The sequence below is a fragment of the Bdellovibrio sp. HCB-162 genome, from assembly GCF_047344985.1.
In the GTDB taxonomy this organism is placed as follows: Bacteria; Bdellovibrionota; Bdellovibrionia; order Bdellovibrionales; family Bdellovibrionaceae; genus Bdellovibrio.
Genome location: NZ_CP178861.1, coordinates 1,583,551 through 1,602,324, shown reverse-complemented (window position 1 = coordinate 1,602,324; position 18,774 = coordinate 1,583,551). Strand labels below are relative to the sequence as shown.

Here is an 18,774-nt window from a genome sequence, read left to right as displayed (position 1 = left end):
CTATTTAAAACTACGAACGATGTCGACGATAGAATGAACGTCGTTCAAAACATAGAAGTGAACGCTCGGCACACCGTGATTTACAAGTTCCTCAACTTGCTTACGACACCACCGCTTCCCAATCTCAGCAGCGTGCTCGGGATTATTTTCCACGTCGTCAACCAACTCTTCTGGCAAATCGATATAAAAGTTGCGTGGAATGTTCTTAAGCTGGTTTGCGGAACGCAAGACTTTGATTCCCGGAATGATGGGTACATTAATTCCGGCTTCGCGACATTGTTCCACAAATTTAAAGTATTTATTATTGTCGAAAAACATTTGAGTTACGATGTAGTCAGCACCTGCATCCACTTTACGTTTCAAACTTTGAATGTCCGACTTTAAACAGGATGCCTCGAAGTGCTTTTCGGGATACCCAGCAACTCCTATACAAAAATTCAGAGAGTCCGCGCGATCCAACTCGTCGAGGAATTTTCCCTCACTAAGACCCTTAATTTGACCAACCAAATCGGAAGCATAATTATTTATTGTACGCTCAGGACGTACCTGTTTTTGAAAGTTGGGAGTATCCCCTCTAAGGGCGAGAACATTTTCAATTCCAAGAAAGCTCAACTCAATTAATGCATCTTCTGTTTCTTCACGGGTAAATCCCAAACACAAAATGTGCGCTACGGTATCGATCTTAAAGCGATTTTGAATAATTCCACAGATACCAAGAGTTCCTGGTCTTTTCTTAAGAGTGCGCTTTTGTATAGAGCCGTCGACCTTTTCCTGAAAATAGGTCGTCGAGCTATGAGAGGTCACATCAATCCACGGCGGATTCAAAGGGGCAAGCGTTTCAACAACCTCAATAATATCTTTAATCGAACGTCCTCGCGGAGGAGGAACGATTTCGTAACTGAACAAGGGACCTGTGGCTTTGGCGATGTGCTCTATAACTCTCATTCTTATAGAAGTAAGATTGAATTCAGCATAGATCAAGAATTTTAGCCAGAGTTTTTGCTTTAGTGAATCTTGCCAGTCGTATGTTGAGCAGGTTCATACTCAAAAACAAGGTCCTTTAGAGAAGTCTTCACAAACTCAACATTTCCCAGGTCGCATGCCTGCTTCATGGCCTCCAACTTCGGAGTTAAAACACTGAGTTCTAGCATTCCTTCCACGACTCTCATAATGTGCGAATGATGAGTACGTTCGATTTTTTTGCCAATCAAAAGCTCTTCATTTTTCATCCAGCATTAATCTACAAACTCGATAGATATGTCGCCCGTTCCTTTAGTGGGATCACGGATTTCAAATCCGTTGAGTTCGATCATTTTTCTTGCAAGGTCCGAAATCTTAATAACAAGATCACCCATATCGGGAACAAAAACATCTCCACCTTTTCCCATAGTACTCTTCAGCAATCTAATTGGGTTACTATAGAAACATCTGATCGAATCTACTCTGAAAATAAAGATACTACCGAAACGGAAGAAGTAAGAATACTGCCGAATCGAATCATCATAAGTCGCTCTACCTTCACAAAAGGCTAACTGCCATCAGCAATCTTAGAGTAAAGTATCCCAAAGAGATACTCAACTCGCCGCACAACATTCTGCTGAATACGCCAATCCTTTACAATGCGCACAAACTAGCTATCCTATGCCCTTTTTCATTCAACTTAGAGGAAATAGTGAATATTCTCTTCATTTGGGAAACGAAGGGTTCCAATGAAAATGACTAAAAAAGTTGCTAATAAATTTTTAAAAGTGATGGAAAAATGAAAATTGTAACTATTGTTGGTGCTCGTCCACAATTTGTAAAAGCTGCTGTTGTTAGCCGTGCCATCCAAAAGAATCCAAAGATCGAAGAAATTATCGTTCACACTGGCCAACACTATGATGCCAACATGAGCGATATTTTTTTTGAAGAAATGAAAATTCCGAAGCCTAAATATAACTTAGGCGTTTCAGGCCTTTCACATGGAGCTATGACGGGCGAAATGCTTAAGGGAATTGAAGAAATTCTTATTAATGAACAGCCAGATTGGGTCTTAGTTTATGGAGATACCAACTCCACTCTTGCTGGCGCTCTAGCCGCTAGCAAACTACACATTAAAATTGCTCACGTAGAAGCTGGACTACGTAGCTTCAATATGAGGATGCCGGAAGAAGTAAACCGTATTCTCACTGACCGAATTTCAACTATTCTCTTTTGCCCAACTGATACCGCTGTCGCAAATCTAAAAAAAGAAGGCTATGCTAACATTAACGCTAAAGTTGTTAATGTTGGTGACGTCATGCTGGATGCAGCGAATTTTTATGCGGAGTTCGCACCAAATACTGCCCCCCCCACCCCTTTTGTTTTAGCAACTCTTCACAGAGCAGAGAATACAGATGATGAAAAACGTCTAAAGAGTATTTTTCACGCGCTTAGAGAAATCGGAAAAAGCACACAGATTATTCTCCCTCTTCATCCAAGAACCAAAAAGATCGTTGAAAGTCTTAAAATATCAACCGAAGGTATAGTAATAACTCCTCCGGCTAGCTATTTTGAAATGATCTCTTACCTAAAAAGCTGTTCTCTCGTTGTTACTGACAGCGGTGGACTACAGAAAGAAGCATATTTTTTTAAAAAACAGTGCATAACGCTCAGAGATGAGACTGAATGGGTTGAGCTGGTGACATCGGGGACTAATGTTTTAACTGGAAGTGATAGTAAGAAGATTGTTGATACATATAATGAAATGCTTATTCAGAAGAAGCCACCAAGGTTCGAAAGTCTCTACGGAGATGGTTTTGCTGGTGAAAAAATTAGAGACTACATAGAGAATTACGAGCAAAGATGATTCCAACTAAGTTTAAAAAAAATAAAAAAATTCTGATAACGTGCGGGACAATTTTAATTTCCCTGGCTATCTCTTTTTGTATGGCAACGTTAACTCACAAAAAATACCAATCAATTGCTCTAGTACGTCTGGGGCACTACCCCTGCTATCCAAACGTAAATGAAGCAACCAAGCCTCCATATCTTATATGTGATATCGAAAATACAGCCACAATCAAAGCCAGATTATTTCTCAACAAAATAACACCGGCAATAACTAGAGATCTAAAGAAAAAGGGTTATCTAGATAGTGAAATCAATGAAACGCTTAACTCACTTAAAATATTAGACATAAAATCTGATCAGTCCACCCTGCAGATCACTGCGTATTCCAATCAGAAATATCTTTCTACAGACTACCTAAAACTACTTACACAAGACCTAATTCATAATCATGCTTTATTTCTTCAGCCACTTATCGAAAATTATAAAGCACAGTTGCAGTTTATAAATGACACAGTATTGAAGAACAACAAAGATACTGCATCTCTAAAGACTACACAATTTACTATATCGAGATATTTGAATTTTGAAATTAAAGAAACCGAAATAGTTGGAGAAATAACAAGCACCGAAAAACTCTTCAGCAACTATCTAGAAATCTTCTTAGAAATTGGGTTAGTAATTGGATACCTGTTAAGTATTCCTCTTGCTAAAAGATATGATTAACCCTTCGTTTCTCTGGATTTTACAACTTCACCGGGTTTCACGTGGACATAATCACTAATGCAGGCATCATGATCCACCAACGCGCCGATATCAACAATAACTCCGTCTCCAAGCTTTACATTTGTTTCAACAATCGCTCCTGCCGAAATCAAAACTCCTTTCCCATGGATTACATCTTTAGCGACATAAGACATTGGATGGATTAAACTGACTATATCCCAATTATTCGAAACAAATTCAGCTGTAATTCTACTTCTAACAGTTGGGTTGCCGACAGCAACAAATATCTTCCGAAAATTTCCACCGGAAATAATGTCATCCTTTAAAACAATTGGAATATTTTTTATTCTAAAATCTGAATTTATTTTTTCATCGACAAGTCCGACGATCTTCAAATTCAGCATCTCAGCATAGCGAATGACTTTGCACGCGTGCTCTCCGGTACCGTAAATATACAAATTGGTCACTACGCCCCCCTTAACCTTTTGTAGATTTCTACAGTTTTATTAACACACGTATCCCACGACGCCCGATTCTTTATAATTTCGATATTCGGCATCATTGAGTTAATTCGCAATGATGGGTCATGGAGAGCTCTCTCTATACATTCGCTAAGCTGCTGTACTGAGCCCCCTGAATACAAAAGCCCATTTTTACCATGCTCGATCCATTGCCGGTTTGCCTCGATATCTGTGGCAATAGGAAAGCATCCACTTATCATTGCTTCGTTCAAAGATATATTATTTCCATCCGAAAGTGACGACGAAATAAAAATGTCAGCTTGATGTAAGCATTCAACCAAGTTTTCTTGACTAAGGTGCCCCTTAAAATCAACTTCATTTTCTAATCCCAACTCCGCAACCAATGACTCTAGATTACTTCTTAAAATGCCGCCTCCAACAAGCCAAAGCTTGAATCGAATTCCTTTCTTTTGCAGAATCGAAGCAGATCTAATAATGGTAGGAATGTCATATACTTTTGCGAAGTTTCTAGTGGATATTAAAATTGGTATATCTTGAAAACTATCTGTTTTCCTTGGATAAGGTTTAAACACCTCAATATTTACACCGAAGGGAATTGTAGATACATTTTCTTCTCTGGCTCCCAACTTTTTGACGGCCTCCGTCATGTGCGCAGCAACGGTAGTAATTTGAGCGGATCTTTGAAGCGTATATTGAACTATCTTTTTCATAATCCAAGAATGCTCTGGAGAAACAAGTACGTCACTTCCCCATGCTGTCACTACCAGTTTTTTTACTCCAGCTAAAACACACAGAAAACCATAACTACTTATGTAATGAGCGTGAACAATATCAGGAGAAAAAGATGAAATTATTTTATTTAGGCGAGGAACCGCAAGCACGTACCCCATTTTTCCCAGACCAAAATTACTCAATTTAAAAAAGTACTTCCCGACTCCTGTCCCTTCTCTAAAACTTGCAACAGCCACAACAAAGCCTCTTTTTTCTAAGGCTGCTTTCCATCGAATTGTATGGATACTCTGAGCATCAGCAACGATTAGTATTTTCAATTAACTCTCCAGTAATTTCTCAATCCAAAAAAGTTCTTCATTGAGTCGATCATCCCATGTCCAGAGCTTATTGTGTTCAGTTTCCCTTAAATTTTTAAGAATTTGCTCCCGTAGTTCTACGCTTTCCAAAACCAAATGAATATCATCTGCCATCTGCTTCAGATAATCGACGCAATCATCAATATCATAAATGAACCCATTAACTTTATGATTAATCCACTTTCCAGTGTCACCGTTGTTCAAAGTGAAGATGACTTTGTTTGCTCGGATTGCCTCCAATAATGGATTTCCAACATTAGATAAGTCGTATGTTGAGATAAAAATATTACTCAAACTTAGAAATGTACTTATCTCCTTGTTAGCCACAGCTCCCGTAAATATAACATTTTTTTCAATTCCAAGGCCCGACGTCAATTTTTCCAAAGCGGCCTTTTCAGATCCATCACCAACAATAACAAATTTCAACCTTTCAAGGTTATACTCGTTTACTAGAATCGCCACAATTTTTAACGATCTATCAACTCTCTTCCAACTCACTAAACGACTTACTGCCAAAATGACTTTATCGTTTGGTTCAATACCATATCTTCTACGTTGCTCCTGTATTTCACCTTCTGAAGGCAAACGCATGGGATCAACGCCGTTTATCCAGAACTTCAAGTTTTCAACCGACTTTGGTGATAAAAATTGCATCACCTGATCCCCTTGGGTACCGTCGTTGGTAATTATACAAAGATCAACATTAAGGGACATCGCGGCGACAACGTCCCAGTTAAGAATCCGTTTCCATCGACTTTTAATTAATTCTTCCGAATCCGTTATTCCAAAAAAACGAGATATAATTTTCAGTCTTCTCTTATAAAATAACATTTTCAGTATAGCTACTGACAACGATCCCAGAGGACCGTAGCCGTATAGAATATTAATTTCCTTATTGTTTATAAGTAGAGGAATCGCTACACGCACCAACTGCAAGACCGTGACATAACCTCTTAGCTTTGAATAAAGCGAGAAAAGCTTTCGAGGGATCAACTTTTCTAACGATCCTACTGAAAACATCTTATATCTTAAGACATTTAGACCATCAGGATTGAAAGGCGTTTGGTAATAATAACTCCCCAGCTTTGAATAATCTCTGATGACAACAAAGTTCACTCTCCAGCCATTTTTTGCAAAGTACTGAGGTGTTTTAGCTACTACCTGTATACCTTTTTCAACGAAATCAAATGGAGAGAGAAATAAAATTTCTTTTTTATTCAATTAGACCTCTCGTAACTCTTTTTTATAAATACCAACAACAAGCGCGCACATTATAATAAAAATAAAAAAAGGAAATGAAGAATTACGATGCTGGAACTCACCGAGAACAATTATGTAATAAAGAATCAGACCCACAAACGAAATTGCCAATGAAATGTAAGTCGAGTTTAAAATGCGCCCACTCTTCTTCAAAGCGAACAAATATTTCCATATATAAAAACAGAACAGGACGAAAAATAGTAGGCCCGCTATTCCCGTTTCTGAAAAAATATTTGCAAAAAAACTGTGCGCAGACTCTAAACTTAAATTACCTTGTGTACTTGCCTGAGTAGTTTTGTACTCATATTTAAAAGCCCCTGGACCGGCTCCTAAAAAGTTCCTACTGCCTATCTCCCATCCCGCTTTCCACCCAAGAACTCTCTCATGAGCAGAGTTTCCTTTCTGAGAAAAATTCAGATGACCAAATCTTCTAAATAAGGTCTCATCCAGATTATAGGTTTTAATGAAGATCCCACTCACAACAAGAGCCACAACAACAAAGACCGAAGTAATCTTAAGTGCTCTACGTAAATTACCATAGCTTGACGCTATCAAATACACGCCAAGGATATGCTGAAAAATAAAAATAACCAACGCGCCTCTTGACTCGGTCAAAAACATTTCAAAAAGAGACGTCAACCAAATAAGCAACCAAACTGGATATAAAATTCTACGAGTCTCCATCCACAGCTTGTAAATAAATGGCACTAAAAAAATAAGTATTCCGGCATATATCAAAGGATTGTAGTACAGCGACGGAATTCTTGTAATAAAAACATCTTCAAGTGATGCCATTTGGATTATGTCTTTCAGACCATAAACAATGGAAATTATCAGCACCATCAGTCCGATAAAAAAGCACCCTTTTATTTCTCTGGCACTACTTATGCCGGATGCAACAAATACATAAATTAACATAGATGGCACTAAAGCGCCCCAGAAAACCGAGTAATTAAAATTCTCGCCGTTAATTCTTGTAGAGAAATACGAAACTAATATGAACCCAAAATAGAAAAGTGAAGCCGGATCGTTTAGACCACTAAAGGATATTATCAAACTATCTCTTATAAAAAGCAGAAAAACAAACGCCACCAAGATACACTCTGTACTCAATTCAATATTAAAAACACTTATCTGATATACGTCAGAAACTCTTGTTACACTCAAGAGGGCCGTCACCAAGAGAGCCAAAGTATAAATAAATTTTTTTTCCACAGAAGAAATGATTAACAGAGGAATCAGAAATAAAAATAACTTTGCCGACCGCAGATAAACTGCCCGTGGCATATTTATCAGTAAATCGAGTGAAAAAATTTTGTATAAGCAGCAAAAACTAATAGCAACTAAAAGAACTAAGATATAGTGACCTAAATTTAAGCCAAAGTCCCATTTAGTTTTCATTGAGTTTTTTTTCCAGCTTCCTAAGACAACTTTCCTTAGAGTAGAAATCTCGAATAAACTGAATTCCAGCATAATTTATATTTAAAGCGCCTTTACTATACTTTAGATATAAATCATTCACGCACGCAATTAATTCTTCCACGGTTTTAACCTGTACAGTGTTATCAAATCTTTGAGAATAGGCCACATATCTTCCATAGCTTAAGGCCTCTAATACCGAAAAGGCTAAGCCATCATGTTCAACTAGACGAAGATATAAAGAACACTTACGATATTCATCATTCATATTCGTTACCCAACCTAATAGCGTAATATTAGATGGAAGCTCACCAGCATAACCTGAAATGCCAACAATCCTAATCTGAACTTCGGGGAAAGCTTTCGCCAGCTGAATTACTTTTTGAATACCGTAAAACTGCTCCTTTCCTTTCCCGATATAGGTCAGGATACTAAACGAGTCGAAAGCCATATTTATTTCTTTTATCTCACGAGAATCGAAACTCGCCAGGCTAACAATCTCTGCATCAATAAAAATATCCTTCAGTTCTTTCTGAATCCAATCGACCTCACAGAAATGTGTAATTCTTTTAAGATAGCCATAATTCAGTTTTTTTTGTGCGTACTTGTCCTTAGCAATTAGGACATCAGTCCCTACCCAGTGAAAAAAAATTTTTCTGCGCAAAAACAAGGCCAATTTCAATGCACCACCAGGAGTGGAACTACCCCCGATTTGATAAACTGCTTTCGCAAAAAAAATAAGACAAATATATTTAATTTTATCTACGATTTTCGCGCTTGTATCTAACCAAATATATTTCGATGTCTCATCAAATTTACTAAGGTCACTTGCAATTTTTTTTGCGAAATAAGGCAATCCGATCACAATAATTGCATCAAACATTTCGTTTCTCCATTACAAGTAATACCATGCCGCTCTCGATATCGCCATGGCTGGCCCGCAGCTCAAATTTGAGTTGCTTAGGTAAGAGTATTTTCAACCATGACAAGCAAATTCTATTAGCTATACCTCCCCCAACGATATTCGAAATACGAGAGAGCATTCTGACAGCCGGCTTACGCTGAAAGGCGAGAAATTCAGACTTAAAATCTTCAAAGCTTTTACGAGTAATTATTTTATATTTTACATAAAACAATTCGGAGAAAATCCTCTCCCACTCCGCAACACTTTGGGTTCTTTGATAAAAAGACTGCCCATTTTTATTTGAAAAACTTTCGTACACTAACAAGTGACCATTTTTCTTTAGTAGCTCATTAAACTTTTCAATCAAAGACAATAAATCTTCTTTATTCGTCACATGCTGTAAAACAGTAACTGTATAAATTAAATCAAATGAGTCTTTTCCAATCTTGAAAAAATCGTCTTGAGATATATAATCAATATTGTCAGCGCTGTTATTCACTTTAGCGACGTCCAAAATTGATTGATCAATATCTACAGCAACAATCCTTTCAATATTTGGAGATAAACACTTGGCGAAATCCCCCACGCCACATCCATAATCGAGTGCCGTGGCAACTTTAGAAAAGTTATCTAGTATAAATTTTTTAATGACGTCCAAACGGTACTTCTGATCAAAGACATATACGGCCGCATTACCCCAGCCAGTATGACCATGCTTTTTTAATCTCTGCTTCCAGTAAGTACTATTACTCATCAATGACCCTTAATATCCACCATATAAATACAACGTTGACTACCAAAGCAATAAAGGACGTTAATAATAAATTCGGAATTAACCCCAAAGAACTTCTGCCACACCAGTACAGGCTTGCAATAGTCAAAAAATTATAAAAAAAACCAAAAAACATGCCTTCAAATTGCTTATTCTTTAAAATGGTAATTTGGCTCAATGGTGATGAGACAAAATTCCCAACTAACCATGGCAATAATACCAACATCAAATATGAAGCTTCTGTCCATGCCTCAGTAAAGAACGAAAAAAACAAAAATTTCACAAAAAACACAATGACCGCTGAAACAACCAGAGACAGAGCCACCAATATTAAGAAAATCTTATAAACATAACGCTTTAGAGATTCTTTATTATCAATAAAATTGAAAACTTCTTTGTAAAACACTTGTGAAATCGACGAGCTGATTGTTGTCATTGGCGCTTTAACTAAGCGATTCGCCATAGAATACTGCCCTAGAGACTCGATCGTATAAAAACGTCCAATAGAAAAATTCATTAAGTTTGTCTGAAACGAGTCAATCACAGCATGAGGAGCATTAATAAAAATCATTCTTTTATTAGCTCGAAAAATTTCCAGCGCTCTTTCAAAGGAGCTCATTCGCCAAACTTCCTTTTTATAATGGAAGACATTAAAAAGAGCTAGCGTTATGCTGAGCAAGTTCGCTCCATTAATACCGTACACCAGTGCCATATACCCATCGTGAGAACTACTAAATAAATAGGTAAAGCCAACCAGACATAAGGGATTAAGTATTCTAATAAACCCAAGAAATGAAAAACTTCCAAGCGCGATCTGATAACTGTTTATTAAATTCAAAAAACTTGTAGTAACAAAAGTAGTTATCACGCTAACTAACCAGCCACGGATTATCTCCATTTTTGAAAACTCAAAGAAGTATCCAGAAAAGAAATATGTACAGACAATTATTATCCCTAAGACAAAGACAAAAAACAATACACAAGCTTGAAACAGCTCGATTCTTTCCTCAGAAGTTTTAAATTTCGGGATTAAAAGCTCTAACCTTCCAAAAGCAAAAATAGAAAAAATGCTTACATATGAAGTTAGCAATGCAAACTCACCAAATGAAACAGCTGGAACTATTCTTGTCAAAAAAGGATAACAAAAAAAATTAATTCCCTGTGATAGCAAAGATGAAAGTATCAGCACACTAGAATTTAGCGCCAAAGAATTTCGTACTAACTGATAAATATAACCTTTAAACTTATACAACATTCATCCGGCCATTTTTTTCAAAAAGCTCGCGCTTCGACTATGACATAACTAGTTCAACAACTCTTAGTGAAGAGATTTATATTCGACCACAAGCTCTTTCAAATATTCTTTAACTTGATCGACTTCTCCTTTATCGCATGCAATCTTCATAATATCTAATTTCGGAAACAGAGTTGCTCCCTCAATCATATTCTCCACCGCGCGTAAAATTCGTGGGTGATGAGTATTTTCAACACTTTCTCCAATGAGGAGTTCTTCATAGAGCTTTTCGCCTGGACGCAATCCTACATACTCAATAGATATATCACCAGTCCCCAATTTTGAATCTCGCACCTCAAGTCCACTAAGCTCGATCATTTTTTTCGCTAGATCCACTATTTTGACGGGCTCTCCCATATCTAGAACGAACACATCGCCGCCGCGGCCCATCGCCCCGGCCTGAAGAACAAGCTGTGCTGCTTCAGGTATTGTCATGAAGTACCTTGTAACTTCTGGATGAGTCACAGTCACAGGGCCTCCAGACCGAATTTGTTCTTTAAATAAAGGAACGACTGAACCAGAAGAACCTAAGACGTTTCCAAAACGAACCATAGTAAATCTCGTCGAATTACTTTCTGATTTCGAAATAGCTTGAAGAATCAATTCCGAAAGACGTTTTGATGCTCCCATTACATTTGTAGGCCGTACGGCTTTATCCGTTGAAATTAGGACAAAATTTTCAACACCACTTTCGATACTTGCCTGAGCAACTGCCAAAGTACCAAATACATTATTTCTAATACCCGGAATGATATTAGATTCAACTAAAGGTACATGTTTATATGCCGCCGCATGGTAAACAGTTTGAATCTGATACTGATCCATCACCATTAGAAGATGTCCTATATTTAAAACATCACCAAGAACAGAGTGAATTTCAAGATAAGCATAGTTTCTTCGAAGCTCTTGCTCAATCTTGTACAAAGCAAATTCATTTTGCTCAAATAGGATAATTTTTTGTGGGCCATTTTGAACAATTTGACGACATAACTCCGAGCCAATCGACCCACCTGCACCAGTTACCAAAACACTGCGACCCAAAATACAACTTGAGATCAAATCCTGGAATGGAGGAACCGGATCTCTCCCTAAGAGGTCCTCAACTCCGACATCACGGATATCTTCTATTCGCACTCGTCCATTAACTAGTTCTCCCATGCCGGGAAGGGTTTTTAATACAACATCTTTCCCTTCAAATTTTTGAATGATTTCTTTACGACGAGTTCTCGTCGCCGAAGGCATAGCAATGAGCAAGTGTCGACAGTTATTGACAGCCATGACTTCGAGAGCGTCTTGGGGATCGTGAACACGAATGCCTGCAACATTTCTTCCCCTTAGCTCTTCATTATCATCAAAAAATGCTACTGGCCGATACTCAGGACCTGACAAAAGAGCGATGGCAGTTTGCAGCCCAGCTCTTCCCGCTCCATAAATAGCGACAGGTTGCCTATGATCTTCGATTCTTTCAAGACTCCTCATCAAGCCACGCGCAATAAAGCGGCTTGATACGATATATGCGACAGCGATAATCCAATAAATGATAACCGAAGAACGGGGGAGCGCCGTCGCTCTTCCCATCACGACGACAGCCAACAGCAGTAGAACCGATAGCGTTACGCCGTAAATTACCGTATAAATAATCTTATCATCTAAATAACGAATTACCGCACGATAGAGGCCAATACGAACAAAGATAGGCACCGTTACAAAAGGAACTGCAAAGAACAACCAAAGATAGCTTGAGACATCAGGACTGAATGAACCTACTCGTAAAGCTACTGCAGACCAAAGAGCGAGAGGCAACAACACCACATCGCACATGAGCATCAACAGAATTTTGTACTTACGGGGCAAAGTTGCAATTATCTGAAACATGAACCTCTAACCTTTAACGAGAAATAAATATCTCTTTTAGAGTCAAAAATATCAACTTCAAATCCTCCAGTAATGAGGCTCTTGCGATGTACTCTAAATGATACTTTAATTTGATTGGAAGAATTTTCTCAACATAATCCCTTTCAGGATCTGACGAGGTACCCAGTATCACATTTTCATCTTTGAATTCGATCGAAGCCCTATCTGTAATTCCAGGACGCACAGACAGTGCTTTCTCCCTAATCTCGGCAGGATATTTTGCAACATATCGCGGCACCTCTGGTCGCGGTCCCACAAAACTCATATTTCCAATCAATACGTCGATCAACTGAGGTAACTCATCGATTTTATATTTTCTTAATAGCTCACCCGAATGAGTCACACGAACATCTCGCCCCACCGTCAACTGTGGACCATTTTTCTCGGCATCAGTCCTCATTGTCCGAAATTTATGAATCCTAAATGTGCTTCCTCGAAGTCCTACTCGAGTCTGACGAAAAAAAATTGGTCCCGGAGAATCCAACTTTATCCATATAGCGATCAGAACAAATAAAGGCGACAGAACGACCAATCCCACTATCGCCAATGCGAAATCGAATATGCGTTTCCCTAGCCACATAGGATCTCACGAGCCGCCTTAATAACTCGTTGCTGATCTTGTTCGGTCATTTTCGTATACAGTGGTAGACTTACGGCATTGTTAAAACTCTCGGTCGCCATCGGGAAGTCGTCCGATTTAAGAGCATAAGTGTCACGCCAGTATGGCTGTAAATGCAACGGAATAAAATGGACGCTCGTACCAATTCCTCTTTCTGCCATCTGCACAATGAAGTGCTCTCTAGAAACTTTTGGAGTTTGCAAACGAACAACAAAAAGATGCCACGCGTGCAGATCGGTTGGTCTAGCTACGACCGGTGGAAGTTCAAGAGGTAAATCAGACAATTCTTTTAGATAAACTTCTGCCATTTGCTGGCGACGTTCTTGAAATTTATTGGCTTTTTTCAATTGATGAATACCCATTGAGGAAGCGACATCTGTTAAGTTGTATTTGAATCCTGGAGCGACTACCTCATAGAACCAGGCAGGCTTTGTAGAAGTGTATCTGTCAAATGCGTCGCGACTAATGCCATGCAGACGCATGATCCTCATTCGCTTTGCCAAAGCCGGGTCACGCGTGACAATCATACCACCTTCACCCGTCGTGATGGTTTTCGTCGCATAAAACGAAAACACAGTGACATCTGTATCCAATGTTCCGATAAGCTTTCCATCATACAACGTTGGCAACGCATGAGCTGCATCTTCAACGATTTTTAGATTGTGTTTGCGGGCAATCCGAATAATTTCACTCATATCACAAGACAATCCTGCAAAATGCACCGGAATGATGGCTTTTGTTTTTGCCGTGATTTTTTCTTCGATCTTTTTGGGGTCGATATTGAAAGTCTTTGGATCGATATCTACAAATACTGGATGCGCACCAAGATATCGAATAACTTCTCCTGTCGCCGTAAACGTATAGGTCGTAGTGATAACTTCGTCCCCGGCGCTTATGCCCAATGCTTCTAATGCAAGGTGCAACCCAGCTGTCGCAGAATTAACGGAAATCGACTCTAAGCCACCTCCCAAATATTCTGTGAAGTCGGATTCAAATTGCTTTGTTTTAGGCCCTGTCGTCACCCAACCCGACCTAAGCGAATTGACTACTTCTTGAATTTCTTCTTCTCCAATATCCGGCAAAGCAAAAGGTAAAAATGAACTCACGATGATCTCCAATATGGTATGCGAGTTTTTGGTATTGGCGCCTTAAGCGCAAGCAATTTCCGTGATAATGGTCAACTCGACGCACAACTCAGCTATCTATAAAATAATCAATCTTAGCTAACTACGAAATACAAAATTAAACAGTTTTACCTTAATACGAATTGCAAAAAAGAATCTGCCAACCGATTAAAGTTTAAATGACGCTCCAAATAGACTCTTCCACGCTCACCCATAAGCCGCCTCTCCTCCCTTGACATAATCTGCATACGCCGTATCGCATCCTGAATTTCTTCAATGTTTTCAGCTTCCACAGTAAGACCACAATCGGCAATTTGTACTAGATTTTGGATAGCTGATGTCGCATGGATAATCGGTTTAGCAGAATGCATATAGTCTAAAAGTTTATTCGGGCTAATTCCATACTTATAGAGTTCGCTATGCTTCCATCCTATGTAGCAAGCATCGACAGAGTTCAAAAATTGAGGGACTTCGGATTTTTCAATCTTTGGTAAAAATAATACATTTAAGCGTTTTTCATCCGCAAATTTTCGTAATTTTTCTTTAAGAGGACCATCCCCAACCAGTACAAATAGAATTTTCTCGTCACGAAGATTTTCTGCAGCAGCAAACATGTCATCAAGAGCATTTGCCTCTCCCAAGTAACCTGCATATCCAACTTTAAAAAACTCTTCATAACCAGGATAGGAAAATGGATTCGTGACCTTCAACCCATCATTTTCAGAACCATACCCATTTGGAACCAAATGATACTTTTCAGGGATTAGCCCCTTGGTCGTAAGATATTTATCAGCTCCGGGCAACATACTCACTACATAATCTACATTTCGATAAGAAAATCGCTCTGCCCATGACAACAAAACAATAAATGGATGTCGCTCGCTCATTCCATGAAGTTCAATAAGCGTCAAAGGCCAAAGATCGTGAATTTCGTGAACAAGCTTTGCCCCCGTTAACCGCGTCAACAAAAATGCAGGAATAACGTCTAAAGGATATGTAGACGAGGCAATGATAATATCTGGCCTGAAGCTGATCCATTTGGGCAAGAGAAGTAGGAAAACCCCTAAAAACGTGAATATATTTAATAACCGACCTATGCCATTCCCATCATACCTCGGTCCCCTGAGCCAGTGATAGCTAATACCATCAACTTCTTCGGTACTCGCGATACCTTTGATATTTGGATTTTTCAGTCGGAGATGGGAAAAAGTCGATGCAACTATCTTAACTTCATTTCCAGTTTCCACCCACCTCCGAGCAAGATAATATGGACGAAACTCCATTCCCATTTTTGGAGAGCCTGCATAATGATTTATATAGAGTATTTTACACTTATTTTTTTTGTGCATCTTGCCCGTTTTGTTTTACATTTACGTGACATTTTCCTGTGTTTTTCCAAAATGTCCCCTTCGGACCTTATCCCAGTACAAAACTAGAGAATACTGGCTCTTCTAACAAAAGGATTGAACCGGGGCTGACTACATATCACTTAGTATTCCAAACACATAAGTATCGAATCTTTGAGTAAATACCTTTCAGACGAATGTGGACATTTCCACTCTCCGACCCCGACAACTGGCAAGTCGATACGCTCTCCAAACTTACTCATCCATCCGATTTGTTTTGCAGGGACACCCGCCATCAGCGCAAATGGTTTCACATCTTTTGTAATGACAGCACCCGCGGCTATAAACGAATACTCTCCCAAGGTCACCCCGCAAACAATTGTTGCGTTCGCCCCAATTGTGGTGCCCTTCTTTACAATCGTATCCAAATATTCATTCTTACGAACAACCGAAGATCGAGGATTAATTACATTTGTGAAGACCATACTCGGCCCACAAAACACATCGTCTTCTAAGAACACATTGTCATAGATAGAAACATTGTTTTGAACTTTGCAGTTATCACCAATGACTACATTATTCCCAACATAAACATTTTGACCGAAAGAACATTTTTTTCCGATTTTGGCTTTTCCGCAGATATGAACCCAATGCCAAATGCGGGTTCCTTCACCTATTTCAGCGCCTTCATCGACGATAGCGGTCTCATGTTTCGTGAAACTCATTTCATACCTCGAATTTGCTCAACAATACGAATAGCAGAACGAGCAGCCTCCAAGCCATATCCTTTGCCTGAAAGAATATCGCCATAGACTTTCTTATGAAGCTCAGTAAATCCTTCAGAGAATTCGAACTCAGACCCATCAATTTTAATGGAACGGAAAGTTGTTTTTCCCGTCTTCACGGCTTCCGCAGGAAGCAAAGAACGATCGATAGTTAAAGACCAACTCACATGGGCATTTTTTAATTTCAAAGTACCTTTTTCAACCGTCGCAGATTTTTCACTGACATCAACGGAGAGAGGCTCTCCAAAAATCCAAGTCAACATATCAAAAAAGTGAACACCGATATTTGTAGACAACCCGCCTGACTTGCGAACGTCGCCCTTCCAAGACTCGTGATACCATTGTCCACGAGAAGTCATGTAAGTCAGATTGATTTCATGAGAATCTTTTTTCTCTGACTCAATCTTTTTTTTCAACGCAAGAATGGCATCATGAACGCGGAGCTGGAGCACCGTATAGACTTTCTTATCGAATTTTTTCTCATACGCCGCAAGCTCATCAATATCTTTTTCATTTAACACCAACGGTTTTTCACAAATGGCGTGAGCACCGTGGCTAAGCGCAAACTTGATATGAGATGAGTGCATGTAATTGGGCGTACAAATAGAGACATATTGAATCTCTTCAGATGTGCCCTTTTTAGAGTCGATAAATGATTCAAATCTTTCGAAGTCGGTAAAGAACTGACAATCCGGAAAATAACGATCCATAATTCCCACAGAGTCATTATGGTCGTATGCCGCTACCAATTGATGCCCTAGCTCTTTAATCGCCTCTAAATGACGAGGAGCTATGTAACCGCCAACACCGATAATCGCAAAATTCATAGACTACGCCTTCACCAAATTCGGAGCTGATTGACGGAACTTACCGCGCGTATCAACAAGCAACTTCGCATTTTTCAGAATCATATCATAATCAAACTTGTCGTGATCTGTCGTCAAGACGACGCAATCATAAGACTGGATGACTTCGGGATTAAGCGATACTGATTTTAAATCAAACTTATGCTCGCGCATTTTCGGGAAAACTGGAACATGCGGGTCACAGTAATCCAACTTAGCTCCATCATCTCTGAGCTTTTCCATCAAAAACACTGACGGAGATTCGCGCATGTCATCGATATTCTTTTTATAAGAAATACCAAGAACCAAGACTTTAGAGCCTTTCACTGATTTCTCTCGTTCATTGAGAGCTACAGCGATTTTTTTCATCACATAGTTTGGCATTGCTGTATTAATTTCGCCCGCCAACTCAATGAAGCGAGTGTGAATACCATATTCTCGGGCCTTCCATGTTAGGTAGAAAGGATCGATTGGAATACAGTGACCACCAATACCAGGACCCGGACGATAAGCAACAAAGCCAAACGGTTTTGTTGCTGCAGCATCGATAACCTCATGGATATCAATTCCCATTTTGTCAGCGACAATTTTCATTTCGTTAACAAGACCAATATTCACAGCGCGGTGAATATTCTCTAGTAGTTTTGTCATCTCCGCAGCTTTAGTTGACGAAACCGATACAACTTTATCGATGACGGCACCATAGAGCTCCAAACCCGCCTTCAAACAAGCCTCAGAAAACCCACCAACAACTTTTGGAATCGTTCTTGTAGAAAAGTTTGGATTTCCTGGATCTTCGCGTTCTGGAGAGAATACTAAGAAAATATCTTCGCCAACCTTCAATCCTTTAGACTCGATTCGAGGTTTCAATTCTTCATCTGTAGTACCAGGATACGTCGTGCTCTCTAATGACACCAATTGGCCCTTTTTAAGATATGGCACGATAGAATCCGTCGTATCCAAAACAAAACTTAAATCTGGTTCACGATATTTATTTAAAGGGGTTGGGACACAAAGAATAATGGCATCAACTTCAGAAATTCTTCGGAACTCCGTGGTTGCCGAGAAGCCTGCAGAAACAGCTTTTTTCACAGAGTCATTAGATATGTGTTCAATGTAACTTTGACCATCATGAATTTTAGAAACTTTGTTATTATCAATATCAAAACCTAAAACCTTGAATCCGACTTCAGAAAAACGAAGAGCCAATGGTAAGCCAACATAACCAAGACCAACAATTCCAATATTCAGCTGCTTGTCAGTTGCCTTTTTCAAAAAAACACTCAACACTTCAGACACAAAACTCCCTTTGCGATAGCGTGAAATAGTGGAACAATATGACTATTAAACGACGCTGTAAATAGGTGATTTATAAGGAACAAAATAGT

Annotated in this window: 19 protein-coding genes; 2 read left to right on the top strand and 17 right to left on the bottom strand. The window is 39.1% G+C overall.

Features of this window, described 5'->3' with window-relative positions:
• The 3 genes from metF to ACLSSO_RS07810 are packed head-to-tail and all read right to left on the bottom strand — an operon-like array spanning position 1 to position 1,388.
• A complete protein-coding gene (gene metF / locus ACLSSO_RS07820; protein WP_413944588.1) occupies positions 1-945 on the bottom strand; it encodes a methylenetetrahydrofolate reductase [NAD(P)H] in 945 nt (314 codons plus the stop codon).
• 59 nt (positions 946-1,004) lie between these two features.
• Positions 1,005-1,229 (bottom strand): hypothetical protein, encoded by a 225-nt coding sequence (locus ACLSSO_RS07815; RefSeq protein WP_413944587.1) that lies wholly within the window; start codon positions 1,227-1,229, stop codon positions 1,005-1,007.
• 6 nt (positions 1,230-1,235) lie between these two features.
• Positions 1,236-1,388: a polysaccharide biosynthesis protein gene (locus ACLSSO_RS07810; protein ID WP_413944586.1), complete on the bottom strand. Its 153-nt coding sequence runs from the start codon at positions 1,386-1,388 to the stop codon at positions 1,236-1,238.
• A gap of 371 nt (positions 1,389-1,759) precedes the next feature.
• Between ACLSSO_RS07810 and wecB the strand changes: the two genes are divergently transcribed.
• Both wecB and ACLSSO_RS07800 read left to right on the top strand, forming a co-directional pair.
• A complete protein-coding gene (gene wecB / locus ACLSSO_RS07805; protein WP_413944585.1) occupies positions 1,760-2,827 on the top strand; it encodes a non-hydrolyzing UDP-N-acetylglucosamine 2-epimerase in 1,068 nt (355 codons plus the stop codon).
• Entirely contained in the window at positions 2,824-3,534 is a 711-nt protein-coding gene (locus ACLSSO_RS07800; protein ID WP_413944584.1) for a hypothetical protein, read from the top strand. The genes wecB and ACLSSO_RS07800 overlap by 4 nt, the downstream gene beginning before the upstream one ends.
• Here the strand turns inward: ACLSSO_RS07800 and ACLSSO_RS07795 are convergent.
• From ACLSSO_RS07795 to ACLSSO_RS07730, 14 genes are all read right to left on the bottom strand, one after another.
• Positions 3,531-4,001, bottom strand: coding sequence for a hypothetical protein (locus ACLSSO_RS07795; RefSeq protein ID WP_413944583.1), 471 nt, complete (start codon positions 3,999-4,001; stop codon positions 3,531-3,533). The genes ACLSSO_RS07800 and ACLSSO_RS07795 overlap by 4 nt on opposite strands.
• Entirely contained in the window at positions 4,001-5,065 is a 1,065-nt protein-coding gene (locus ACLSSO_RS07790; protein ID WP_413944582.1) for a glycosyltransferase, read from the bottom strand. Before ACLSSO_RS07790 ends, ACLSSO_RS07795 begins: the two co-directional genes overlap by 1 nt.
• Positions 5,066-6,325: a glycosyltransferase family 4 protein gene (locus tag ACLSSO_RS07785; protein ID WP_413944581.1), complete on the bottom strand. Its 1,260-nt coding sequence runs from the start codon at positions 6,323-6,325 to the stop codon at positions 5,066-5,068.
• Entirely contained in the window at positions 6,326-7,765 is a 1,440-nt protein-coding gene (locus ACLSSO_RS07780) for an O-antigen ligase family protein (protein ID WP_413944580.1), read from the bottom strand.
• Positions 7,755-8,666, bottom strand: coding sequence for a hypothetical protein (locus ACLSSO_RS07775; protein ID WP_413944579.1), 912 nt, complete (start codon positions 8,664-8,666; stop codon positions 7,755-7,757). Before ACLSSO_RS07775 ends, ACLSSO_RS07780 begins: the two co-directional genes overlap by 11 nt.
• A complete protein-coding gene (locus ACLSSO_RS07770) occupies positions 8,659-9,441 on the bottom strand; it encodes a class I SAM-dependent methyltransferase (RefSeq protein ID WP_413944578.1) in 783 nt (260 codons plus the stop codon). Before ACLSSO_RS07770 ends, ACLSSO_RS07775 begins: the two co-directional genes overlap by 8 nt.
• On the bottom strand, positions 9,434-10,714 hold the full coding sequence (locus ACLSSO_RS07765; protein ID WP_413944577.1) for an oligosaccharide flippase family protein: 1,281 nt from the start codon (positions 10,712-10,714) through the stop codon (positions 9,434-9,436). Before ACLSSO_RS07765 ends, ACLSSO_RS07770 begins: the two co-directional genes overlap by 8 nt.
• A gap of 63 nt (positions 10,715-10,777) precedes the next feature.
• Positions 10,778-12,628 carry a polysaccharide biosynthesis protein gene (locus tag ACLSSO_RS07760; RefSeq protein ID WP_413944576.1) on the bottom strand — a complete coding sequence of 617 codons (1,851 nt, stop codon included), beginning with the start codon at positions 12,626-12,628 and terminating at the stop codon, positions 10,778-10,780.
• A gap of 13 nt (positions 12,629-12,641) precedes the next feature.
• Positions 12,642-13,247, bottom strand: a complete 606-nt coding sequence (locus ACLSSO_RS07755; RefSeq protein WP_413944575.1) for a sugar transferase — start codon at positions 13,245-13,247, stop codon at positions 12,642-12,644.
• Positions 13,238-14,392 carry a DegT/DnrJ/EryC1/StrS family aminotransferase gene (locus tag ACLSSO_RS07750; protein WP_413944574.1) on the bottom strand — a complete coding sequence of 385 codons (1,155 nt, stop codon included), beginning with the start codon at positions 14,390-14,392 and terminating at the stop codon, positions 13,238-13,240. The genes ACLSSO_RS07755 and ACLSSO_RS07750 overlap by 10 nt, the downstream gene beginning before the upstream one ends.
• A gap of 146 nt (positions 14,393-14,538) precedes the next feature.
• Entirely contained in the window at positions 14,539-15,759 is a 1,221-nt protein-coding gene (locus tag ACLSSO_RS07745) for a glycosyltransferase family 4 protein (protein WP_413944573.1), read from the bottom strand.
• Between the two features lie 140 nt (positions 15,760-15,899).
• Positions 15,900-16,481 (bottom strand): acyltransferase, encoded by a 582-nt coding sequence (locus tag ACLSSO_RS07740; RefSeq protein WP_413944572.1) that lies wholly within the window; start codon positions 16,479-16,481, stop codon positions 15,900-15,902.
• Positions 16,478-17,368 carry a Gfo/Idh/MocA family oxidoreductase gene (locus ACLSSO_RS07735; protein WP_413944571.1) on the bottom strand — a complete coding sequence of 297 codons (891 nt, stop codon included), beginning with the start codon at positions 17,366-17,368 and terminating at the stop codon, positions 16,478-16,480. Before ACLSSO_RS07735 ends, ACLSSO_RS07740 begins: the two co-directional genes overlap by 4 nt.
• 3 nt (positions 17,369-17,371) lie before the next feature.
• Complete coding sequence (locus ACLSSO_RS07730; protein ID WP_413944814.1) at positions 17,372-18,676, bottom strand: nucleotide sugar dehydrogenase; 1,305 nt, start codon at positions 18,674-18,676, stop codon at positions 17,372-17,374.
• Positions 18,677-18,774 lie beyond the last annotated feature (98 nt).